Here is a 19,672-nt window from a genome sequence, read left to right as displayed (position 1 = left end):
GCGACCTCGATGTCGAGAGCGTGAGCGGTCGTCGTATGACGGACCATGGCCTGCGGAGGGGGGGGGGCGGCGCGCGCGGGGGGCGGTCGTGCCGTGGGGCGCGGCGTCGGCGGGGGGTGGGGGGTGGGGGGCGGGCCTGTTGTCAGTCCTGGTGTCGGTCGTGGCCGGACGGCAGCTCCGCCCAGACGACCCGGGCGGGCCGGCCGGACACCGGCGTCACGCCCCAGTCGCGGCTCAGCGCGTCGACCAGGAAGAGCCCGCGGCCGTGCTGCTCGTCGGGCGCCGGGCAGCGCGCCGCGGGCAGCGTGGGGCCGCCGTCCTGGTCCTCGACCTCGATCCGTATCCGGTCCGCCGTGCCGTGCAGCCGGCAGGCGATCCGTTCACCGGCCGCGTGCACGAGGGCGTTCGTGACCAGCTCCGAGGTCACCAGGAGCGCGTCGGACAGGGGGCCGTCCGGCACACCCCAGGCGGTCAGCAGGTCCTCGACGACACGCCGGGCCGTGCCGACGGCCGCCGGCTGCCCGGGCAGCTCGAACGCGGCGGCGCAGGGGGGAAGCGGGAGAAGCGAGTCCCCGGAGGCGAGCCGGTCGGGGCCGAGGGGCCCAGGGAGTCGACCGAGGCGCCCGCCTCCGGGTGGTCTCAGGACGCCGGCTGCGACCGGCGGTCGGCGCGCATGATGCAGGGCCTCCGGGGCGGGCAGCGAGCGCTCCCCGGTGTCCTCGCAGGCGCGCTGTGGTAAGTCGTCGGTGTCCTCCGACGCGCGCCGTGAGCAGTCCTCGGCGTCTCCCGACGCGGAGTGAGGGCGGTCTTCCGCGGCCTCAGCGGAGGGGTGCGGGTCGTCCTCGGTGCCCCCCGAGGCCCGCTCCGGCATGTCCGCCCTTTCCGCCTGACGGCGCGGTCCGTCGGCGGCGACCGCCCACCCGCCTCGCCGTTCCGCGCTGTCCGGAGCCGGGTGCGGGTGGTCCGCATGATCCAGGATCAGGGTTGGCTGATTTGCGCTGTCGGGAGCCCGGTCCGACCGGCCTGGGCTGTGCGGGGTCGGGCGTGCGGGGTCCGCGTTGTCCGGACCCCTGTGGAACCGGCTCACGCGGTGCGGAGCCGGGTGCGGTTGTTCCGCGCTGCCCGGCGTCGGGTGTGGCTGGGGCGGGATTTCCGGAGCCAGGTGTGATCGACCGGCGTTGTCCGGGGCCGGCAGGGACCGGTCCGCCTTGTTCGGGGCCGGCTGTGACTCGTCCGCAATGTCCGGGGTCGGCTGTGACCGCCGCGCGCTGTCGGGAGCCCGGTCCGACCGGCTTGCGGCGTTCGGTGTCCGGCGTGGGGGCTGGACGGGAGCGGGGTATGAGGCCGGGCGGTTCTGGTGGGGTACCGCCGGCAGGCGCAACGTACCGGGCGGCAGGGATGGTTGGGCGGGGCTCCGGTGCTCGGATGGGTTGTGGAGCGGTGCGGAGAGGGAGGGCGGAGCCATCGCCGTGCGCCTTTCGTCCGGCCTCGCGTGGGGGTAGCGGTGTCGGGCCGGCCGCCCGCGCAGCGGACGACAGGCCTCCCACGAGGCCTTGGTGCGGCCCGGTCTCCCCCAACCCGGCCGCGCCGCCCGCTCCTTGGGTCGGCCGGAGCAGTGAGTCCACTGTCGCACCCGCCAAGAACGCTCCGCAACCGGCAAGTTGAAATTTGCAAGTGGCGAAGTGCATGCTGCTCCGGCCGGAACGTGATCGAATGGCTCCAGGTGAGCGACCGTGTGCGACGGTGTCCCTGTGACCTGGTGAGGGGGTGTGGGGCGTGACCGCGGAGACCGACTGGGGCGGCGCCCCCTCCGTCCTGCGCATGATCCTCGGCCGGCAGCTGGAGGAACTGCGCACCAGGGCCGGCCTCAGCTACGCAGAGGCGGGCGCCGCCATCGGCGTCAGCCACTCCACCATCCGCCGCATGGAGGCCGCCAAGGTGGCCCGGCTGCGGCTCGCGGACGCCGAGAAGCTGCTCCAGGTCTACGGCGTCGCCGACCAGGACGAGATCGACACCTTCCTGAAGTCCGTGCGCGAGGCCAACAAGCGCGGCTGGTGGCACACCTACCGCGATGTGATGCCCGACTGGTTCGCCGCGTATCTCAGCCTGGAACAGGCGGCGTTGCAGATCCGGGCGTACGAGAACCAGTTCGTGCACGGCCTGCTGCAGACCGAGGACTATGCCCGCGCCCTGCTCGGCGCGGACAGTCCGCACGCCTCCGCCGAGGCCACCGAGCGCCGGGTCGCGCTGCGCCTGCGCCGCCAGGAACTCCTGGCCCGCGAGGCGCCGCCGCACGTGTGGGTGGTGATGGACGAGACGGTGCTGCGCTGGCCGGTCGGCGGACCGGAGGTGATGCGGGCGCAGATCGGCCACCTGATCGAGGTGAACCGGCTGCCCCATGTGACCCTGCAGCTCATGCCGTTCGCCAACGGCCCCCACCCGGCGATGCGGGCGGGCGCCTACCATCTCTTCCGGTTCAGGGCCCGCGAACTGCCCGACATCGTGTACCTCAACGGCCTGGTCGGGGCCGTCTACCTCGACAAGGCCGACGACGTCGTGGTGTACCGGGAGGCGCTGGACCGGCTCGGCGCCCAGGCCGCGCCGGCCCGGAAGACCGAGGCCCTGCTCGGCGCGATCCGCAGGGAGCTGTGAACACCCACCTGTTCGTATTCGTACGCAAGCCCCCACCCCCCGACCCGAATGGGAGACACGGCGTTGCCCGACAACGGATGGCCGGCCGACCGCATCGACACCGAGAACGCCCACTCCGCCCGCATCTACGACTACATTCTCGGCGGCAAGGACTACTACCCCGCCGACCAGGAGGCCGGTGACGCCATGTCCCGGGAGTGGCCCGCGCTCCCGGTCCACATGCGCGCCAACCGCGACTGGATGAACCGCGCCGTGCGCTGGCTCGCCGAGGAGGCGGGCATGCGCCAGTTCCTGGACATCGGCACCGGCATCCCGACCTCGCCCAACCTGCACGAGATCGCCCAGGCCGTGGCCCCCGCGTCCCGGGTGGTCTATGTCGACAACGACCCGATCGTCCTCACCCTCTCCCAGGGCCTGCTGGCCAGTGCGCCCGAGGGCCGTACCTCCTACATCGAGGCCGACTTCCGCGACCCTGCAGCCATCCTGGACGCCCCGGAACTGCGCGAGACCCTGGACCTGGACCGGCCCGTCGCGCTCACCGTCATCGCCATCGTCCACTTCATGCTCGACGAGGACGACGCGGTCGGTGTCGTACGGCGGCTGCTCGAACCGCTGCCGTCCGGCAGTTACCTGGCGATGTCCATCGGCACCGCCGAGTTCGCGCCCGAGGAGGTGGGCCGGGTCGCCCGCGAGTACGCGGCCCGCAGCATGCCGATGCGGCTGCGCACCCTCGACGAGGCCCATGAGTTCTTCGAGGGGCTGCAACTGGTCGAACCGGGCATCGTCCAGGTCCACAAATGGCATCCGGACGGCAGCGGCGAGCAGAACATCCGCGACGAGGACATCGCGATGTACGGCGCGGTCGCCCGCAAGCCCTGACGGGACGGCCGGCCCGGTCCGGCCACCAGCAGGCCCCCACAGACCAGGGGCCGGGGTCCGCACCCACCTCCCGGACCCCGGCCCCGCCCCTTTTCGTACGGCGGGCCGGGCGGCTCCCCCCACCCGGTGGCGTGAGCCGTGTACGCCGCCACCCGAGTCTCCCGGCGTGTGCAGGCGTCCCCGCGCGGCGCCCACCGGGCCCTGGACGACGCCGACGCGCTCGCGGCCCGGCGGGTCCCGGCCGGCACCCGGATGGCTCTCGACAACCTCGCCGGGCTCGTCGAGGGACCGCACGCCCGCCGGCCGACCGAGGCGGAATGACCGAAAGGACGCGGAAACACGACCGGAATTCGGCACAACCATCCGGCTGCCTCATATTCCGGGAAGGGAGTGGGAAAAAGCCGAGAGAAAGCGGAACCGGTGCGAGGGAAATGAGGTCTTAAGGGCCGTCGACGGCCGGGATTAGCCCGGTCGTACCGAAACGGGGGAATGAGACCTATGTCCGTCCGCAGTCGCAAGACCCTCGTCACCGCCGTCGCCCTCACCGGCGGCCTCACCCTGGCCGCCGTGACGCCCGCCCTCGCGGGCGCCGGCGCGAGCCGCACCACCCGTGCCTCCGCGGTGACCTCCGCCCAGGGCGACCCGCGCAACGTCACCCAGCACGTGGCCGACTTCTACGGCGCCTACATAGACGCCGTCTGGTCCACCGACGACAGGTCCGCCGGTGACGCCGCCAAGGCGCTGCGTGCCTTCTACCTTGCCGCCGCCGCACAGAAGAAAGTCGCCGCCTTCGAGAAGAAGGAGCACGCGGACGGCATCCTCTTCGCGCAGGACGTGCCGGTGAAGTGGAAGGTGACCTACACCGGTTCCGGCGCCGGCCACGCGACCAGCCGGGTCACGCTCACCTGGGGTGACGGGCCGCACGCCGAGGTCAGCCGGATCGACGTCCAGTCCGACCTGCAGACCCTGAAGATCACCGACCTCAGGTCGGTCCGCTGACCGGGGGGCGTGCGGCCCCGCCCCGCCCCACTCGGGGCGGGGCTCACGCCTGCCGTGCCGGCCGGTGCCGGGGCAGAGCCATGCCACGGTCGGCCCTGATCTGCCGTACGTGGTCAGACCGGGGACGGTGGCGTGCCGCCCGGCCGATCGCCTTCACCCGCGCTGGAGGGTGTCCGAGCCGGCGGTCCGGCCGTGGTGGCGGCGTCGGTCGACGGCCGTGCGGTGCAGGGCGATGAGCGCGGCGTCGTCGCCCAGTCGGCCGCCCGCATGGGCGAGCAGATCGCGCCGCACATGGTGCATCAGCGCCTCGGGGGCGTCGTCGGTCCACAGCGCGACCCGCTCCGTGAGCGGATAGAACCGGCCGCGGGCGTCCCGGGCCTCCACCACGCCGTCGGTGTACAGGAGCAGGGTGTCACCCGGCTCGAAGGAGAACACGTCCAGCGTGTGTTCGGTGCTGCCGTGCACCCCGAGCGGCGGGGAGGGGTGCAGGCTCGGCACGGTGACGGCGTGGCCGGGGCTCAACAGCAGTGGTGGAGGATGGCCGCAGCTGGTCATCCGGGTCACCGGATCCCGGTCCGGTATCTCCACCAGCAGGGCGGTGGCGAACCGCTCGCCGGCCTCCTCCGGCGGATCCAGGTCAGCCGCGTAACGGGTGACACTCTGCTCCAGCACGGTGGCCAGCTCGGCGAGCGCGATGTGCCGGTGCGCGCTCTCCCGGAACGCGCCGAGCAGCAGCGCGGCCTCGCCGATGGCGGACAGGCCCTTGCCGCGCACGTCCCCGATCAGGACCCGTACCGCGCTGTCGCACCGGGTCACCGCGTACAGGTCGCCGCCGATCTGCGCCTCGTCCTCCGCCGCCAGATACAGCGAGGCGATCCGCAGCGGGCCGATCTGCTCGGGCAGCGGCCACATCAATACGTGCTGTGCGGCCTCGGCGACCGTGCGGACCTGCGCCAGCTGGGCCTGCCGGCGCTCGCGCAGGGCGCTGTAGAGCACCAACAGCAGGGTCAGCACCGCGAGCGTGATGATCTGCACGATGTGGTTCATGGTGCCGAGCCCGCCGTGCGTCACACCGATGAGGACCTGGGCGGCCAGGGCCAGCCCTCCGATGGCGGCCGTGGTCCGGGGCCCGGCGAACGAAGGGGTGATGGCGGGCGCGATCACGAGGGCAGGGCCGAGGTGGACGCTGGTGGGGGCCTGCACGTCCACCACCGTGATCACCACGATGAGCAGCACCGGGAGCAGCAGCAGAGCGTGTACCGACTGCCACGGCTGCTGTGAACCCGCCGCCCTTGACCAGGGCTTCATCCCTCCAGCGTGCGCCAGGCCCGGACGTGACGCACGTCAGTGCCGCCACAGGCCGTCGGCACGGCACCCGGTGAGGGGTACGGGGCACGGCCGGGGCGTGCTGATCGCGCGCGGCGCGGCAGCGGGCGCCGCGAACGGCCCGGCCGTACGCCGTGTCGGTGCGGTCGCGCCGGGTACCCGTACGACCCCCGGGTCCGAACCGGCCGACCCGGGGGTGCCGGGGCTCTCGAACGGAGATGCCATGTCGCACAACGGGGAGGGCGCCCCACTCCGGCGACCGGAGGTCACCGAGCTCCGCCTCGCCGGGGACGGACCGGACCGGCCCGTCGCGGCCGCATCCGGGCAGCCGGACGTGCCCGCTCCGGGACAGCCGGACCTGCCGCAGGACCGCAGCCAGGCGATCCTGGAGGCCACCAAGGAGATCGGCGCGCTGCTCAAACGCGCAGGCCACCGCTTCGCGCTCGCCGGCAGCGTGGCCGTCTACGCCCACGGCGGCAGCCGCTACCTCCAGCACGACGCCGACTTCTGCGTGCTGCCCGACGACGCCGAGGCGGTGGCCGCCACGCTGTGCGAGGCCGGCCTCCCCGTCCGGACCCCGCCCGAGGACTGGCTGCTGAAGACCACCTGCCGCGGCCAGAACATCGACATCATCTTCGCCCTCGCGCACCAGCCCGTCACCGAGGACATGCTCGACCGCGCCCATGTCCTGCCGGTCGACTCGGTGCTGATGCCCGTCCTCTCTCCGACCGACCTGATCCACAGCCTGATCAGCGCCTTCTCGGAGCACTACTGCGATTTCGGCGCCGTCCTGCCGGTGGCCCGCGCCGTCCGCGAGAAGGTCGACTGGCACGCGCTCCGGGCGGCCTGCGGCGACCAGCCCATGCCGGCGGCCTTCCTCTTCCTCCTCGAACGGCTGAACGTGATCGACCCCCAGGAGGGGCAGCCATGACCGACACGAGCCCGCCGCCCCCGCCGGCGGCCGGCAACCTGGACTACCGCGTCGCCCACCTCGCCGAGCGCCTGGTCACCGGGGACCTCGGAGAACTCGGCGTACGGCTGGAACTGCGCGGCGACGCCATCCTGCTGACCGGCACCGTGCCGTCCAGCCAGTGCCGGGACGACATCTGCCACATGGCCCGGGAGGAACTGGCGGGGCATCCCGTCCACTGCGACATCCTCGTCGCCGGGACCTCCTCGCCCGACCACGGAGAGGACCTGACATGATCCGCGTCGCGGCCGTCGGGGACATCCACATGGGCCCCGAGAGCCAGGGCACGCTGCGTCCCTCCTTCGAGACGCTGCCCGAGCATGCCGACGTCCTGCTGCTCGCCGGCGACCTCACCCGGCACGGCACGACGGAGGAGGCCGCGGTCGTCGCACGGGAGATCAAGGACCTGGGGGTGCCCGTCGTCGCCGTCCTGGGCAACCACGACCACCACGACGAACGGCCCGAAGAAGTGGCCGCGGCCCTGCGGGACGCCGGCGCGCATGTCCTGGAGGGGCAGGCCGCCGTCGTCAGCGCGGGCGAGGCCCGGATCGGGGTCGCCGGGACCAAGGGCTTCGGCGGAGGATTCGTAGGACGCTGTGCCGGGGAGTTCGGCGAACCCCTCATGAAGGAGTTCGTCCGCTACAGCCGCCGGTGCGCCGACGGCCTGCACAACGCGCTCAAGGACCTGGCCGACTGGAACTGCGACGTGCGGATCGCCCTGACCCACTTCTCGCCCGTACCGGACACCCTGGCCGGGGAGCCGCCGGAGATCTACCCGTTCCTCGGCAGCTATCTGCTCGCGGAGGCCATCGACACCGCCGGCGCCGACCTCGCCGTGCACGGGCACGCCCACGCCGGCACCGAGCACGGTATGACCAGCGGCGGCGTCCGCGTGCGGAACGTGGCCCAGCCGGTCATCGGCCAGGCCTTCCACGTGTACAACCTGCCGACCCACCACGAGCAGGAGCAGGAGTAGGCACAGTCACAGCGGCGAGAGCCGACCGATCACTCAGGCTGCCGTGCTCAGTGCCACCCGGCGGGTCAGCGATAGTGCGGCCGCACAGGCCGGGAACCGGGGGCCTGAAACCCCGGGCCGACGTGCTCGTCCCACGGTCCCACGGTCCGGTGGGGGTCGCCTCCACGTCTGCTACACGCCCCTGCTCCTCCCGCCGCGTGGGCGCGGCCAGCCCCGACGAACCCGCAGACGCCGGACGGCAGTTCCCGGCACCCCTCGGCGGCGCTAGCGGTTGACGGCTCGCATCCCCGCCTCGTCGTACCGCTCACCCGCCGCCGCAGGCAGCTCCGCGTCGATGCGGGCCAGGTCCTCCTTGGTGAGCTCGATGCCGGCCGCGGCGGCGTTCTGCTCCAGGTAGCTGCGCCGCTTCGTGCCCGGGATCGGCACCAGGTCCTCGCCCTGGGCCAGCACCCAGGCGATGGCCAGCTGGGCCGGGGTCACGTCCTTCTCGGCGGCGATCTCCTTCACCTTCGCCGCCAGCCGCAGGTTCGCCTCCAGGTTGGCGTCCGTGAAGCGCGGGTTGTTGCGCCGGAAGTCGTTCTCGTCCAATTCGTCCGGCGAGGTGAAGCGGCCGGCGAGGAAGCCGCGCCCGAGCGGGGAGTACGGCACGAAGCCGATGCCGAGCTCACGGCAGGCCGGCAGCACCTCGGCCTCCACGTCCCGGGTCCACAGCGAGTACTCGCTCTGCACGGCGGTGATCGGGTGCACCGCGTGCGCCCGCCGGATGGTCTCCGCGCTCGCCTCGCTCAGCCCGATGTGCCGGACCTTGCCCTCGGCGACCAGCCCGCCCAGCGCGCCGACCGTCTCCTCGATGGGCACGTTCGGGTCGACCCGGTGCTGGTAGTACAGGTCGATGTGGTCGGTGCCCAGCCGCTGCAGCGAGCCGTGGACCGACTCTCGCACGTGCTCGGCGGAGCCGTCCTGCCGGCCGATCGTGCTCATGTCGCCCGGTACGGCGTCGTCCATCCGGTAGTTGAACTTGGTCGCGATCACGTACTCGTCGCGGTGCCCCCGGATCGCCTCGCCGACCAGCGACTCGTTGGTCAGCGGGCCGTACACCTGGGCGGTGTCGAGGAAGTTCACTCCCAGCTCCAGGGCCCGCCGGATGGTCGCGATGCCCTCCTCCTGGTCGGCGGAGCCGTAGAAGGCGGACATGCCCATGCATCCGAGGCCGATGGCCGATACCTGGAGGTCCCGCAGACTGCGCTTGTGCATGTGAAATCCCAGCCTTTCCCGCGCATTCGAAGGTCGTTCCGACGCTACGAGTTGGAGCGCTCTCCAAGTCAAGCAACGCTCCGGGCCGGGCCGGGAATCCAGGCGGAAAGGTTCACGACGGCGTCGAACGCCGTGCGGGGGGCGCGGGAAGGGGCCTACAGGGGAGGACGGATCCGAGGGGGCGAAGGTTGCCTCTCGGGCCCGGAATCCGCCGCTGTCGGTCTGTGGGTCTTCCCACACCCCCACGTGTCCGTAAAGGATCTTGACGATCACCTCATGGCTCGCTGAACTGTCACCGATCGGGTCTCACCACCACAGAGACCCACACCGGGGGAGGGACCGGGCGCATGTCGGAACGACAGCGGGAGTACACGCCCCGCTTCGCCGGATTCCAGGACCGCGCCGGACGCCGTATCCCCGTGACCGCACCGATCAGAACCGAAGAAGGCCCCGGCGGCTGACCGCGCGGGCGCCGCGCCCCCGCGCAGGGGTGTGGGCCGGCCGGGAGATATCCGTACATCTGTACGACGGTGACCGAAGCGGGTGGATGACCGAAAACCCCTCAAAGCCGGAATGCCGGACTGGGGTCAAGGGGGCGATGGACATGACGGGGGAGCCGAAGGCGATGGGCTGCCGTGTCTCATGACGACTGAAGCGCGCATCGAGTGGTGCCGCGCCCTGCTCGCGAGGCTGGCCCGGTTCACCGGGCGCACGCTGCGGGGCGAGTGGCACGCCATCGTCGTCGAACCGGTGCGGCGGCTCACCCGGCGCGGACTGTCCGGGCTGCTGCTGGCCTTCGTCGCCGCGTTCGGCGTCATCTTCTTCCACGCCATCGCCCAGCACCCGCTCGGCGCGGTGTGGGTGACCCGGCTCGGCGGCGTCAGGGCCGACCTGCCGCTGTGGCTGTCGCTGCTGCGCACTCCCGTGTCGCTGTACGTCCCGGCGCTCGATCTGCCCGTGTGGGCGGGCATCACCCAGCTGTTCCTCGCCTTCGCCTGGGCCGAACTGGCCCTGGGCCGGGCCCGGACGCTGGCGATCTCCTACGCCACCACCCTCGCCGGCACGCTCACCGCCCGCGTGATGATCGCGCTGGGCCCCGGCTGGTGGGGCTTCGGGCTGCCGCACGCGGATGCGGCGGTGCTCGACACCGGTCCGTCCGCGGCCGTCGTCGGCCTGTTCACCTATCTCTCGGTGGTCAAACGCGCGCCCGTGGTGTTCATCCTGACCGGCGGCTCGATGGTGTGGGAGTCCGTCGCCGTGCCCAACCTGGCCGGCCGCGAGCACCTGATCGCGGTGGCCTCGGCGATCGTCCTCGGCCTGCTGCACGGCCGCCGCGCACGGCTGCGGGCCCGGCTGCGGTCCCTGCTGCCCGTCCGGGGCCACCGGCCCGCGCCCGTGGAGCCACCGGCGATCCCCGCGTCCGTGCCGTCCCGGCCCGTGCCCGCCCCTGCGACCGCCGACCGGTCCCAGGACACGGCGATGAGCTCCCTGGAGTGCTGATCCCGCCGCGCGTGCCTGTGGCGTCGCCCACCCTGCCGGTGTGATGGTTGTCGCACGTCGGCACACGCGAGCACCCCCTAAGGTGGCCGGGATGTACGGCAAGGCGTGGCTGACACCGTGGTGTTCGTCGCCGGCAGGCAGCTGAAGGGAATCCAGGATGTTCCGCAAGGTGCTGGTCGCCAACCGTGGAGAGATCGCGATCCGCGCGTTCCGGGCGGGCTACGAACTCGGCGCGCGTACCGTCGCCGTGTTCCCGCACGAGGACCGCAACTCGCTGCACCGGCTGAAGGCCGACGAGGCGTACGAGATCGGCCAGCCCGGGCATCCGGTGCGCGCCTACCTCTCGGTCGAGGAGATCGTGGGCGCCGCCCGCCGGGCCGGCGCCGACGCCGTCTACCCGGGCTACGGCTTCCTGTCCGAGAACCCCGAACTGGCCCGCGCCTGCGAGGAGGCGGGCATCACCTTCGTCGGCCCGAGCGCGGCCACCCTGGAGCTGACCGGCAACAAGGCCCGGGCGGTCGCCGCCGCGCGGGCGGCCGGGGTGCCCGTGCTCGGCTCGTCGCAGCCCTCCACCGACGTGGACGAACTGGTGCGTGCCGCCGAGGAGATCGGCTTCCCCGTCTTCGTCAAGGCCGTCGCCGGCGGCGGCGGGCGTGGCATGCGCCGCGTGGCGGAGCCCGCCCAGCTGCGCGAGTCCATCGAGGCCGCCTCCCGCGAGGCCGACGCCGCCTTCGGCGACCCGACCGTCTTCCTGGAGAAGGCCGTCGTGGACCCGCGCCACATCGAGGTGCAGATCCTCGCCGACGGCGAGGGCGACGTCATCCACCTCTACGAGCGCGACTGCTCCCTCCAGCGCCGCCACCAGAAGGTCATCGAGCTGGCCCCAGCGCCCAACCTCGACCCGGAGGTGCGGGCGCGGATCTGCGACGACGCGGTGCGCTTCGCCCGCGAGATCGGCTACCGCAACGCGGGCACCGTCGAGTTCCTCCTCGACCCCGACGGCAACCATGTCTTCATCGAGATGAACCCACGCATCCAGGTCGAGCACACCGTGACCGAGGAAGTCACGGACGTGGACCTGGTCCAGGCCCAGCTGCGGATCGCCTCCGGCGAGAGCCTCGCCGACCTCGGCCTCGCCCAGGACACCATCACCCTGCGCGGCGCCGCCCTGCAGTGCCGTATCACCACCGAGGACCCCGCCAACGGTTTCCGCCCGGACACCGGCCGGATCAGCGCCTACCGCTCCCCGGGCGGCTCCGGCATCCGTCTGGACGGCGGCACCACCCACGCCGGTACGGAGATCAGCGCCCACTTCGACTCGATGCTGGTCAAACTCACCTGCCGGGGCCGGGACTTCAAGGCCGCCGTCGGCCGCGCCCGGCGTGCCGTGGCCGAGTTCCGCATCCGGGGCGTGGCCACCAACATCCCGTTCCTGCAGGCCGTGCTGGACGACCCGGACTTCCAGGCGGGCCGGGTCACCACCTCCTTCATCGAGCAGCGCCCGCACCTGCTCACGGCCCGCTCCTCCGCGGACCGCGGCACCAAGCTGCTCACCTACCTCGCCGACGTGACGGTCAACAAGCCGCACGGAGAACGCCCCGACCTGCTCGACCCGGTCACCAAGCTGCCGCCGCTGCCGGCCGGTGAACCCCCCGCGGGTTCCCGCCAGTTGCTGGTCGACCTCGGCCCCGAGGGCTTCGCCCGGCGGCTGCGCGAGTCGCCGACCATCGGCGTCACCGACACCACCTTCCGCGACGCCCACCAGTCCCTGCTCGCGACCCGCGTGCGCACCAAGGACCTCCTCGCCGTCGCCCCGGTCGTCGCCCGCACCCTCCCTCAGCTGCTCTCCCTGGAGTGCTGGGGCGGTGCGACGTACGACGTCGCGTTGCGCTTCCTTGCCGAGGACCCCTGGGAGCGGCTGGCCGCCCTGCGCGAGGCGGTGCCCAACATCTGCCTGCAGATGCTGCTGCGCGGCCGCAACACCGTCGGCTACACGCCGTACCCCACCGAGGTGACCGACGCCTTCGTGCAGGAGGCCGCCGCCACCGGCATCGACATCTTCCGCATCTTCGACGCCCTCAACGACGTCGGCCAGATGCGCCCCGCCATCGACGCCGTACGGGAGACCGGCACCGCGATCGCCGAGGTCGCCCTCTGCTACACCGCTGACCTCAACGACCCCGCAGAGCGGCTGTACACGCTCGACTACTACCTGCGCCTGGCCGAGCAGATCGTCGAGGCCGGGGCGCACGTCCTCGCGATCAAGGACATGGCCGGGCTGCTGCGCGCCCCCGCAGCCGCCAGGCTCGTCACGGCGCTGCGCCGCGAGTTCGATCTGCCCGTGCATCTGCACACGCACGACACGGCCGGCGGCCAGCTCGCCACGTACCTCGCCGCGATCCAGGCGGGCGCCGACGCGGTGGACGGCGCGGTGGCCTCGATGGCCGGTACGACGTCCCAGCCGTCCCTGTCGGCGCTGGTGGCCGCCACCGACCACGCCGACCGTCCCACCGGGCTCGACCTGCAGGCCGTCGGCGATCTGGAGCCGTACTGGGAGGGCGTGCGGAAGATCTACGCCCCGTTCGAGGCGGGCCTCGCCTCCCCGACCGGGCGGGTCTACCACCATGAGATCCCCGGCGGCCAGCTGTCCAACCTGCGGACCCAGGCCGTCGCCCTCGGCCTCGGCGACCGCTTCGAGGACATCGAGGCTATGTACGCCGCCGCCGACCGCATCCTCGGCCGCCTGGTCAAGGTCACCCCCTCCTCCAAGGTGGTCGGCGACCTCGCCCTGCACCTGGTAGGTGCCGGGGTCTCCCCGAAGGACTTCGAGGAGACCCCCGACAGGTTCGACATCCCGGACTCCGTGATCGGCTTCCTGCGCGGCGAGCTGGGCACCCCGCCCGGCGGCTGGCCCGAGCCGTTCCGCACCAAGGCGCTGCAGGGTCGGGCCGCGCCCAAGCCGGCGCCCGAACTGTCCGCCGAGGACCACGAGGGCCTGGCCAAGGACCGCCGGGCGACCCTCAACCGGCTGCTGTTCCCCGGTCCGACGCGGGAGTTCGACACCCACCGGCAGGCCTTCGGCGACACCAGCGTGCTGGACAGCAAGGCGTTCTTCTACGGACTGCGTCCCGCCAAGGAGTACGCCGTCGACCTGGAGCCCGGCGTCCGGCTGCTGATCGAGCTGCAGGCCATCGGAGAGGCGGACGAGCGGGGCCTGCGCACGGTGATGTCCACGCTCAACGGCCAGCTGCGGCCCATTCAGGTCCGTGACCGCGCCGCGGCCTCGGACGTGCCGGTGACGGAGAAGGCCGACCGGGCGAACCCCGGTCATGTGGCGGCGCCGTTCGCCGGTGTGGTGACGCTGGCGGTTGCCGAGGGCGACGAGGTCGCCGCCGGTGCCACCGTCGCCACCATCGAGGCGATGAAGATGGAGGCCACCATCACGGCTCCGAAGGCGGGCCGGGTGTCCCGGCTGGCCATCAACCGGATCCAGCAGGTGGAGGGCGGGGACCTGTTGGTCGAGCTCGCCTGAGCCGCCGCCCGCGCCGGGCCGGAGGGGACCGGGTCAGTCCCAGAGCGGGTACGTCATGACCTGGTTGAAGCCCTTCGGCCGGGCGCCGGTGTAGGTCAGGCTGATCTGCGCGTAGCGCTCGAAGGACGGATGCTTCTTCCACTGCTGCTCGCCGGTGAGCCGGATGACCACCGGGTACTGGTGGAAGGTGCCGGCGGCGCAGTACGGGTCGCAGTCGTTGACCCAGTTCACGCCCACGGCCTTCGCCCCGTCCGGACTCCACTGGGACCACTGGAGTCCGGTGAGGCGACTGTTGCCGTCACCGCAGGCCAGGATGAAGTCGGCCGGGCGGACGTTCCGGTGGAAGAAGCAGTCGACCAGCACGGGCCGGGCCCGACCGGCCTGCGTACCGGCCCCGGGAGGGGTCGGGGGACTGGCCGACGCCGTCGTCATCGCCGTGGTCAGCAGGGCTCCTGCCGCCAGGGTGACCGCCGTTCCCACCAGTCCTCCACGCATGGCCGCTCCCACGTTGTGCTGTGTTCGACCGTCCACTCGACGCTACGACCCCGCGGCCGTTTGCACCAATCGCGCAGGTCGCAGGGCGTGTCATCCGTGTTTGACAGTCAGGCCGTAGAACGCGACCCGGGCGCCGTCGGTGGTGCTGTCCGAGGCGGACTGGTTGTAGGAGCCGGCCTTGAAGTACTGCTTGTACTGCTGGAACGACGCCGGGATGCCGTAGTGGGTGGTGGTTCCGTTGACGGTCAGGTCGATGGTGTTCCCGCCGGAGACGGCGATGGTGTACTTCCAGGTCTTCCCGACCGCAACGTGCCCCACGGTGTGCGCGGTCTGCCCGCCGGACGGCGAGTTCTCCGTGCCGAGGACGATGTCACCGTTCGCGTGGTAGTAGAGCTCCAGCAGCGGTTTGGTGGAGGAGCCGCCGCTGCCGAGGTGGATCTGCCCGACGCAGACGTTCTTCGTCACCGACACCACGCGCAGGGTCGCGCTCATCGTGTGCGTGCCGGACAGTGACCAGTCGGCGGGGCTTCCGTCTCGGTTCATCTCGCGCAGTTCGGAGCGGGCGTAGTTCGAGTTCGGAGTGGTGACGCCCTTCTCGGGCGCCCAGAAGGTCATCGCCCCGTCGTGCGTGTCGGTGTAGAAGTACGCGTCCTGGTAGCCGTTCGCGCCCTGGAGCCGGGACGAGGGGATGGTGATCGGGTGGCCGGGGGAGCCGACGGGCTCCTGCAGCTCCCAGACCGACAGGTCGAAGTTGCCGCCGGGCGCGACGTGCGGGTCGGCGGCGATCGCGCTGGGGCCGCAGAGGAGGACCAGGGCGAGGGCGAGGCCCGCGGTGGGCGGCACCGCGAGGAGCCGGGATCGGGTCATGTGGGGGGTCCCTTCTTCGAAGCGAAGGCCGGGCCGAAGGATGCGTTCAGCATGATGAACGCTGAACGCATCCTTGGCCGCCGATGACCCGAGAAGCTAAAGGTCTGAACCAGACACGTCAAGAGGTTCAGCAGGCGCCCTCGTCCTGCCACGGCCCCCATTCCGAGGCGCCCGGCACCTCGTTCTGGGTCCACCACTTGGCCTTCCAGTTGTGCTTGCCGTAGGAGACCTCGTCGCCGGCGGTGTACACCGACGACGAACTCCACGCGGTCTTGCAGGAGGTGGGAGTCGGCGTCGGGGTGGGAGTGGGCGTCGGGCTCGGCGGGGTGGCGCCGGCGAACTGCACGGAGTACTTGGCGAAGTCCCAGTCGTTCTGCGCCACGCTGGAGCACGTGCCGGACGTACGGCCGCCGTTGTCCGGCGGATTGCACTGCCGGTCGCGGTTCAGGGACCAGAAGGTGAAGCGGTCCATGTTGTGGCTCGTCGCGTAGTCCAGCACGGTCTGGAAGTCGGCCTGGGTGAAGTACTCGCCCGTGTCGCTGCGGCCGTTCATGCCGGAGAAGCCCTCGTGGGCGTACGCGGTCGCCTGGTCCCAGCCGAAGGTCGACTGCAGGATCGAGTTGAAGTTGGTCAGCGCGCTGGTCTGGCTCGCCGCCCCGTTGAAGCCGCCGTCGAACGGCATGATGGAGAAGTTGTTCGGGGTGAACCCCTGGGACTTGGCCTCCAGCAGCATCTGCTTGCCGAACCAGCCGGTGCCGTCGGCGGTGCCGGCCGTGGTCACCGAGACGTACAGCCCCGGGTTGTTCTGCTGGAGGATCTTGGCTGCGCCGATCTCGTTCTTGATGGCCGCGCTGTTCTCGTACTCCGGCTCCTCCAGGTCGAAGTCGATGGCGTGCAGCCCGTACTTGGTGATGACCTGCTGGTAGGCCGCCGCCGTGGACGCGGCGTCCGCGCAGGCCTGGCCGAGCTTGGTGCCGCCGTAGCCGCCGATGGAGACCGAGACGTCACCACCCTTGCTGCGGATGGTGCTGATCATCGACTGTACGGCCGTGTCCGAGGAGACGGGCGCGGTGCCGCCCCAAGTGGGCGAGCAGCCGCCGCCGTTGGGGGCGAGGACGAAGGCCAGCTGGAAGGCCTTGAGGCCGGTGGCGTCCATGATGGCGGCCGGGTCCGGCGGGTCGTTGTCCAGCGGCATCAGATAGGGGGCGGCGGCGTACCAGCGGTTGCTCAACGCGGTCGTCGCGCCCGAGGCGTTGCTCGCGACGAGCGCGGTCGTGCCCGCGGCGGCGAGCGTGACGGCCGCTGTCGCGCCCAGACATGCCCGAAGACGTCTCACTGCGTGCCTCCAGAGGGTGGGGTTGCCCGGGACGGGCCCGGGGTGGGGAGCCCCACCCTCCGGGAGCTGTTGCGGCCACGTCAATAAGTTGGACTAGACCAACTTCCTCTTTGGACTAGACCATACAATTCCTTTACCTCTCGTCGACCAGTCGTACCGTGAAGCCCCGGTCCAGTGGCAGGCTCTGCGCGGCGATGGTCGTGACATGGGTGCCGGCGTCGTACGACCAGGCGGACGCGGGCAGTTGGCGGCCGTCCAGGAGGACCCGTGCGGGGGCCGGGCCGCCGTGCACGGTGAACCGGTACGCGCGGGCGTCCGCCTTGCCGGCGTAGTCGCCCCTGCTCGGGCCCACCGAGACGGTCGTTCCACCGCTGTCGGAGTGCAGGGACACCCGCTGGGTGGCCGCGGCGCCCTGGGTGAAGCCGCGGGTCACCCCGTCGTCCTCGTACAGCGTGTAGTGACTGCTGCCGTGGGCCGCCGGATACAGGTCCCAGTCCAGCTCGTGCCGGTCCCGGGTCTGCCAACTCGTCGTGTCCTTCGGCCACATCGGCACGATCGCACCCTCGCGCACGAACAGCGGGAGCGTGTCGAGCGGGGCGTGGTAACCGTTGACCGTGGTCGGGCCCCGGTAGGTGCGGCCGGTCCAGTAGTCGGTCCAGGTGCCCTTCGGCAGGTAGATGCCGTCACGGGTGTCGGAGTCCTGGTAGACCGGGGCCACGAGGAAGTCGGGGCCGGACAGGAACTCGTACTTCGCCTGGTCCGACAGGGTGCCCGGGTCGTCCGGGAACTCCAGCCACAGCGGACGCACCGCGCCGACACCGCTCTTCGCCGCCTCGGCCGACAGCGTGTACATGTACGGCAGCAGACGCTCCTTCAGCTGCAGGTACTTCCGGTTGATGGACGTGTACGGCTCACCGTCCAGCCAGGGCTGCTGGTCGGCGGGCTTCTTGGTCGTGAGGTCGGTGGCCCAGCCGTCCATGGTCATGATGGCCGGCAGGAACGCCTTCCACTGCAGGTCGCGGGCGTACATTGTGGGGTCGTGGCGGTAGATGCTGCCCACGTCACCGGTGTTGTAGGCGATACCGGACATGGTCGCACCGGCGTAGGTCGGGATCTGCCAGCGGATGTAGTCCCAGGACAGCTTCTGGTCGCCGCTCCACAGCACTCCGCAGCGCTGGGCGCCCGCCCAGGACACCGGCAGCCACACGAAGCCACGCGCGTCGCTGTTGTCCTCGATCCCCTTCTTCGCGGCGTCGCACGCGTCCAGCGCGAACTTGTAGCCGTTGCCGACCCAGGCCACGTCCAGCTTGGCCACCCGCTGACCCGCCTTGACCTGGTCGGCGAGCTTGTCGATGCCGTCCTGGGTCCACAGGCCGAGCTGGGCGTGGTGGTCCTGCAGCCCCTTGGCGGTCTGCTCCAGGTTCTCGTACCCGCAGCCATAGCCGTCGTTGACCAGCATCCAGCCGAGCGGCATCCGGTGCTCGGTGAACCCGTCGGCGATCTTCAGCGCGTCCAGGGTGTGCCGTTCACCGCGATTGGCGTTGTGCAGGTAGCAGTCGGAGTCGCCGGGTTCGAGGCCGTACACCGGTGGCATGAAGGGCTTGCCCACCAGCGCCGTGTACTTCCCGATGACCTGCTTGGCGTCCCCGAGGAAGTAGTAGGCGTCCAGGCGCCGTTCCTGCTGGCCCGTGGTCACCGGTGAGCCGAAGGTGTAGACGCCCGGTGCGAAGGTATTGCGGAAGACGCCGTAGCCCGCGCTGGAGAGATAGAACGGCTGGGAGTTGTTGTAGCCGCCCTCGTCCCAGTCGAAGCTGTTGGACACATACATCGTCTGCCCGCGGTGCGAGAAGCTGCCGTTCTGCTCGCCGCCGCCGAAGAACTGCTCGTCCGCGCCCCGCACCAGGCTCTGCCGCATCCCGCCGGTCGACCAGCGCAGCGGCTTGTCCTCCTGCCAGATCCGGGTGCGGTTGTCGGGCTTGTACAGCCCGAAGCGCAGCGGGCTCTTGTACACGCGCAGCACCGCCTGCGGGGAGCGGATGCCGTAGTAGTCGCCGGCGTCGAAGGAGGAGGTGCGCCGCTCCGGGGCGGGCCGCTCGCGCACGATGGCGGTGCCCGCCGGATCGCTCAGCGAGCCGGACGGGTCGGCCTGCAGACGCAGCTGACCTCCCGTCAGGAAATCCGCCTGCGCCGTGAGTTGACCGGCCCTGATGGTGTAGGAGCCGTCGCCGCCCGAGAAGGATGTGAGATCGCCGGCGTCCGTGGTGGCGGGCAGGTACGCGATGCCCGTGAAGGAGTTGTCGTGCACGTCGTAGGGCACGACCACCACGTGGTACGTCCCCGACGCCCGCGGGATCACCGTGGCCTCGGGGTCGGCGGTGCCCGCGCTGGACGCGACCTGCTTGCCGTGGTCGTCGTAGACGTACAGGTCGAAGTCGTCGGAGGGCTTCTCCCACTTGATCGACAGCGGGACGCCGCCCTCGGGGTTGTCGTCCCAGTAGCCGTCCGGCACCGAGACGGACAGGTCGAAGCGGTCGCAGACCTTGTTGTCGGGGTCGGCGGCCGGGTCGGGACAGCTCTCGGTGCCCCCGCCGGTGCCCTTGGCGTAGACCGGGCTCTGCCAGCTGACGCTGCTGTGGGCGGGGTCGAGTACCGCGCCGGAGGCGGTTGCGGCGGCCCGGGCGGGCACCGGGGCGGCGAGCACGGTACCCGCCAGGGCGGTCGCCAGCCCCAGCGGTACCCAGGCCGGCCACGGCACACGGTGGCGCAGTCTTCGCGGTCTTTGCACGGCGGAACAGCTCCCCTCGCAGCACTGCGGACTGACTGTTCTTGCTCTTCATGCTCACAAGCGCTCGAAATGAGCTTGAATCAAGCAACTTCGAGCAACTT

General features: G+C 71.5%; 16 protein-coding genes. 9 read left to right on the top strand and 7 right to left on the bottom strand.

From position 1 onward, the window contains the following. Positions 1-142: 142 nt before the first annotated feature. Positions 143-871 carry an ATP-binding protein gene (locus ACWC2T_RS37905; RefSeq protein ID WP_450674877.1) on the bottom strand — a complete coding sequence of 243 codons (729 nt, stop codon included), beginning with the start codon at positions 869-871 and terminating at the stop codon, positions 143-145. A 905-nt stretch (positions 872-1,776) separates the two neighbouring features. Between ACWC2T_RS37905 and ACWC2T_RS37900 the strand changes: the two genes are divergently transcribed. The 4 genes from ACWC2T_RS37900 (at position 1,777) to ACWC2T_RS37885 (ending at position 4,530) form a co-directional block, all read left to right on the top strand. Further along, positions 1,777-2,652: a helix-turn-helix domain-containing protein gene (locus ACWC2T_RS37900; RefSeq protein ID WP_450674876.1), complete on the top strand. Its 876-nt coding sequence runs from the start codon at positions 1,777-1,779 to the stop codon at positions 2,650-2,652. A 63-nt stretch (positions 2,653-2,715) separates the two neighbouring features. Continuing rightward, entirely contained in the window at positions 2,716-3,531 is an 816-nt protein-coding gene (locus ACWC2T_RS37895) for an SAM-dependent methyltransferase (RefSeq protein WP_450674875.1), read from the top strand. A gap of 138 nt (positions 3,532-3,669) precedes the next feature. Beyond that, the gene (locus ACWC2T_RS37890) at positions 3,670-3,852 is read left to right on the top strand and encodes a hypothetical protein (RefSeq protein ID WP_450674874.1); all 183 of its coding nucleotides are present in this window, start codon (positions 3,670-3,672) and stop codon (positions 3,850-3,852) included. A 177-nt stretch (positions 3,853-4,029) separates the two neighbouring features. After that, a complete protein-coding gene (locus tag ACWC2T_RS37885; RefSeq protein ID WP_450674873.1) occupies positions 4,030-4,530 on the top strand; it encodes a hypothetical protein in 501 nt (166 codons plus the stop codon). A 153-nt stretch (positions 4,531-4,683) separates the two neighbouring features. Here ACWC2T_RS37885 and ACWC2T_RS37880 read toward each other — a convergent pair whose 3' ends face one another. After that, the gene (locus tag ACWC2T_RS37880; protein WP_450674872.1) at positions 4,684-5,838 is read right to left on the bottom strand and encodes a PP2C family protein-serine/threonine phosphatase; all 1,155 of its coding nucleotides are present in this window, start codon (positions 5,836-5,838) and stop codon (positions 4,684-4,686) included. 241 nt (positions 5,839-6,079) lie between these two features. Between ACWC2T_RS37880 and ACWC2T_RS37875 the strand changes: the two genes are divergently transcribed. From ACWC2T_RS37875 to ACWC2T_RS37865, 3 genes are read left to right on the top strand one after another with little or no spacing between them, the layout of a single operon-like run. Beyond that, the gene (locus ACWC2T_RS37875; protein WP_450674871.1) at positions 6,080-6,787 is read left to right on the top strand and encodes a hypothetical protein; all 708 of its coding nucleotides are present in this window, start codon (positions 6,080-6,082) and stop codon (positions 6,785-6,787) included. Continuing rightward, positions 6,784-7,062: a hypothetical protein gene (locus tag ACWC2T_RS37870; protein ID WP_450674870.1), complete on the top strand. Its 279-nt coding sequence runs from the start codon at positions 6,784-6,786 to the stop codon at positions 7,060-7,062. The genes ACWC2T_RS37875 and ACWC2T_RS37870 overlap by 4 nt, the downstream gene beginning before the upstream one ends. Next, positions 7,059-7,802, top strand: coding sequence for a metallophosphoesterase family protein (locus ACWC2T_RS37865; RefSeq protein WP_450674869.1), 744 nt, complete (start codon positions 7,059-7,061; stop codon positions 7,800-7,802). The genes ACWC2T_RS37870 and ACWC2T_RS37865 overlap by 4 nt, the downstream gene beginning before the upstream one ends. Before the next feature lie 264 nt (positions 7,803-8,066). Here ACWC2T_RS37865 and ACWC2T_RS37860 read toward each other — a convergent pair whose 3' ends face one another. After that, positions 8,067-9,056: an aldo/keto reductase gene (locus ACWC2T_RS37860; protein ID WP_450674868.1), complete on the bottom strand. Its 990-nt coding sequence runs from the start codon at positions 9,054-9,056 to the stop codon at positions 8,067-8,069. Positions 9,057-9,698: 642 nt separating this feature from the next. Between ACWC2T_RS37860 and ACWC2T_RS37855 the strand changes: the two genes are divergently transcribed. Together ACWC2T_RS37855 and ACWC2T_RS37850 are read left to right on the top strand one after the other, a co-directional pair. After that, positions 9,699-10,556 carry a hypothetical protein gene (locus tag ACWC2T_RS37855; protein WP_450674867.1) on the top strand — a complete coding sequence of 286 codons (858 nt, stop codon included), beginning with the start codon at positions 9,699-9,701 and terminating at the stop codon, positions 10,554-10,556. A 157-nt stretch (positions 10,557-10,713) separates the two neighbouring features. Next, complete coding sequence (locus tag ACWC2T_RS37850) at positions 10,714-14,088, top strand: pyruvate carboxylase (RefSeq protein ID WP_450674866.1); 3,375 nt, start codon at positions 10,714-10,716, stop codon at positions 14,086-14,088. A 33-nt stretch (positions 14,089-14,121) separates the two neighbouring features. Here the strand turns inward: ACWC2T_RS37850 and ACWC2T_RS37845 are convergent, their stop codons facing one another. From ACWC2T_RS37845 to ACWC2T_RS37830, 4 genes are all read right to left on the bottom strand, one after another. Beyond that, positions 14,122-14,583: a hypothetical protein gene (locus ACWC2T_RS37845; protein WP_450674865.1), complete on the bottom strand. Its 462-nt coding sequence runs from the start codon at positions 14,581-14,583 to the stop codon at positions 14,122-14,124. A 90-nt stretch (positions 14,584-14,673) separates the two neighbouring features. Beyond that, positions 14,674-15,450: a polysaccharide lyase family 7 protein gene (locus ACWC2T_RS37840; protein WP_450674864.1), complete on the bottom strand. Its 777-nt coding sequence runs from the start codon at positions 15,448-15,450 to the stop codon at positions 14,674-14,676. A 127-nt stretch (positions 15,451-15,577) separates the two neighbouring features. After that, positions 15,578-16,786: a carbohydrate-binding protein gene (locus tag ACWC2T_RS37835; RefSeq protein WP_450674863.1), complete on the bottom strand. Its 1,209-nt coding sequence runs from the start codon at positions 16,784-16,786 to the stop codon at positions 15,578-15,580. 133 nt (positions 16,787-16,919) lie between these two features. Beyond that, the gene (locus tag ACWC2T_RS37830; RefSeq protein ID WP_450674878.1) at positions 16,920-19,091 is read right to left on the bottom strand and encodes a TIM-barrel domain-containing protein; all 2,172 of its coding nucleotides are present in this window, start codon (positions 19,089-19,091) and stop codon (positions 16,920-16,922) included. Between the last annotated feature and the right edge of the window lie 581 nt (positions 19,092-19,672).

It is taken from the genome of Streptomyces sp. NPDC001393 (assembly GCF_053597455.1).
The sequence above is the reverse complement of the archived record's forward strand: the minus strand, read 5'-3'. Positions and strand labels throughout refer to the sequence as shown.

What these genes read in the sequence shown, in the direction of transcription:
- ACWC2T_RS37840 (WP_450674864.1), bottom strand. Translation starts at nt 15,450, where the DNA reads ATGACCCGATCCCGGCTCCTCGCGGTGCCGCCCACCGCGGGCCTCGCC.
- ACWC2T_RS37860 (WP_450674868.1), bottom strand. Translation starts at nt 9,056, where the DNA reads ATGCACAAGCGCAGTCTGCGGGACCTCCAGGTATCGGCCATCGGCCTC.
- ACWC2T_RS37885 (WP_450674873.1), top strand. Translation starts at nt 4,030, where the DNA reads ATGTCCGTCCGCAGTCGCAAGACCCTCGTCACCGCCGTCGCCCTCACC.
- ACWC2T_RS37875 (WP_450674871.1), top strand. Translation starts at nt 6,080, where the DNA reads ATGTCGCACAACGGGGAGGGCGCCCCACTCCGGCGACCGGAGGTCACC.
- ACWC2T_RS37870 (WP_450674870.1), top strand. Translation starts at nt 6,784, where the DNA reads ATGACCGACACGAGCCCGCCGCCCCCGCCGGCGGCCGGCAACCTGGAC.
- ACWC2T_RS37855 (WP_450674867.1), top strand. Translation starts at nt 9,699, where the DNA reads ATGACGACTGAAGCGCGCATCGAGTGGTGCCGCGCCCTGCTCGCGAGG.
- ACWC2T_RS37865 (WP_450674869.1), top strand. Translation starts at nt 7,059, where the DNA reads ATGATCCGCGTCGCGGCCGTCGGGGACATCCACATGGGCCCCGAGAGC.
- ACWC2T_RS37850 (WP_450674866.1), top strand. Translation starts at nt 10,714, where the DNA reads ATGTTCCGCAAGGTGCTGGTCGCCAACCGTGGAGAGATCGCGATCCGC.
- ACWC2T_RS37880 (WP_450674872.1), bottom strand. Translation starts at nt 5,838, where the DNA reads ATGAAGCCCTGGTCAAGGGCGGCGGGTTCACAGCAGCCGTGGCAGTCG.
- ACWC2T_RS37845 (WP_450674865.1), bottom strand. Translation starts at nt 14,583, where the DNA reads ATGCGTGGAGGACTGGTGGGAACGGCGGTCACCCTGGCGGCAGGAGCC.
- ACWC2T_RS37905 (WP_450674877.1), bottom strand. Translation starts at nt 871, where the DNA reads ATGCCGGAGCGGGCCTCGGGGGGCACCGAGGACGACCCGCACCCCTCC.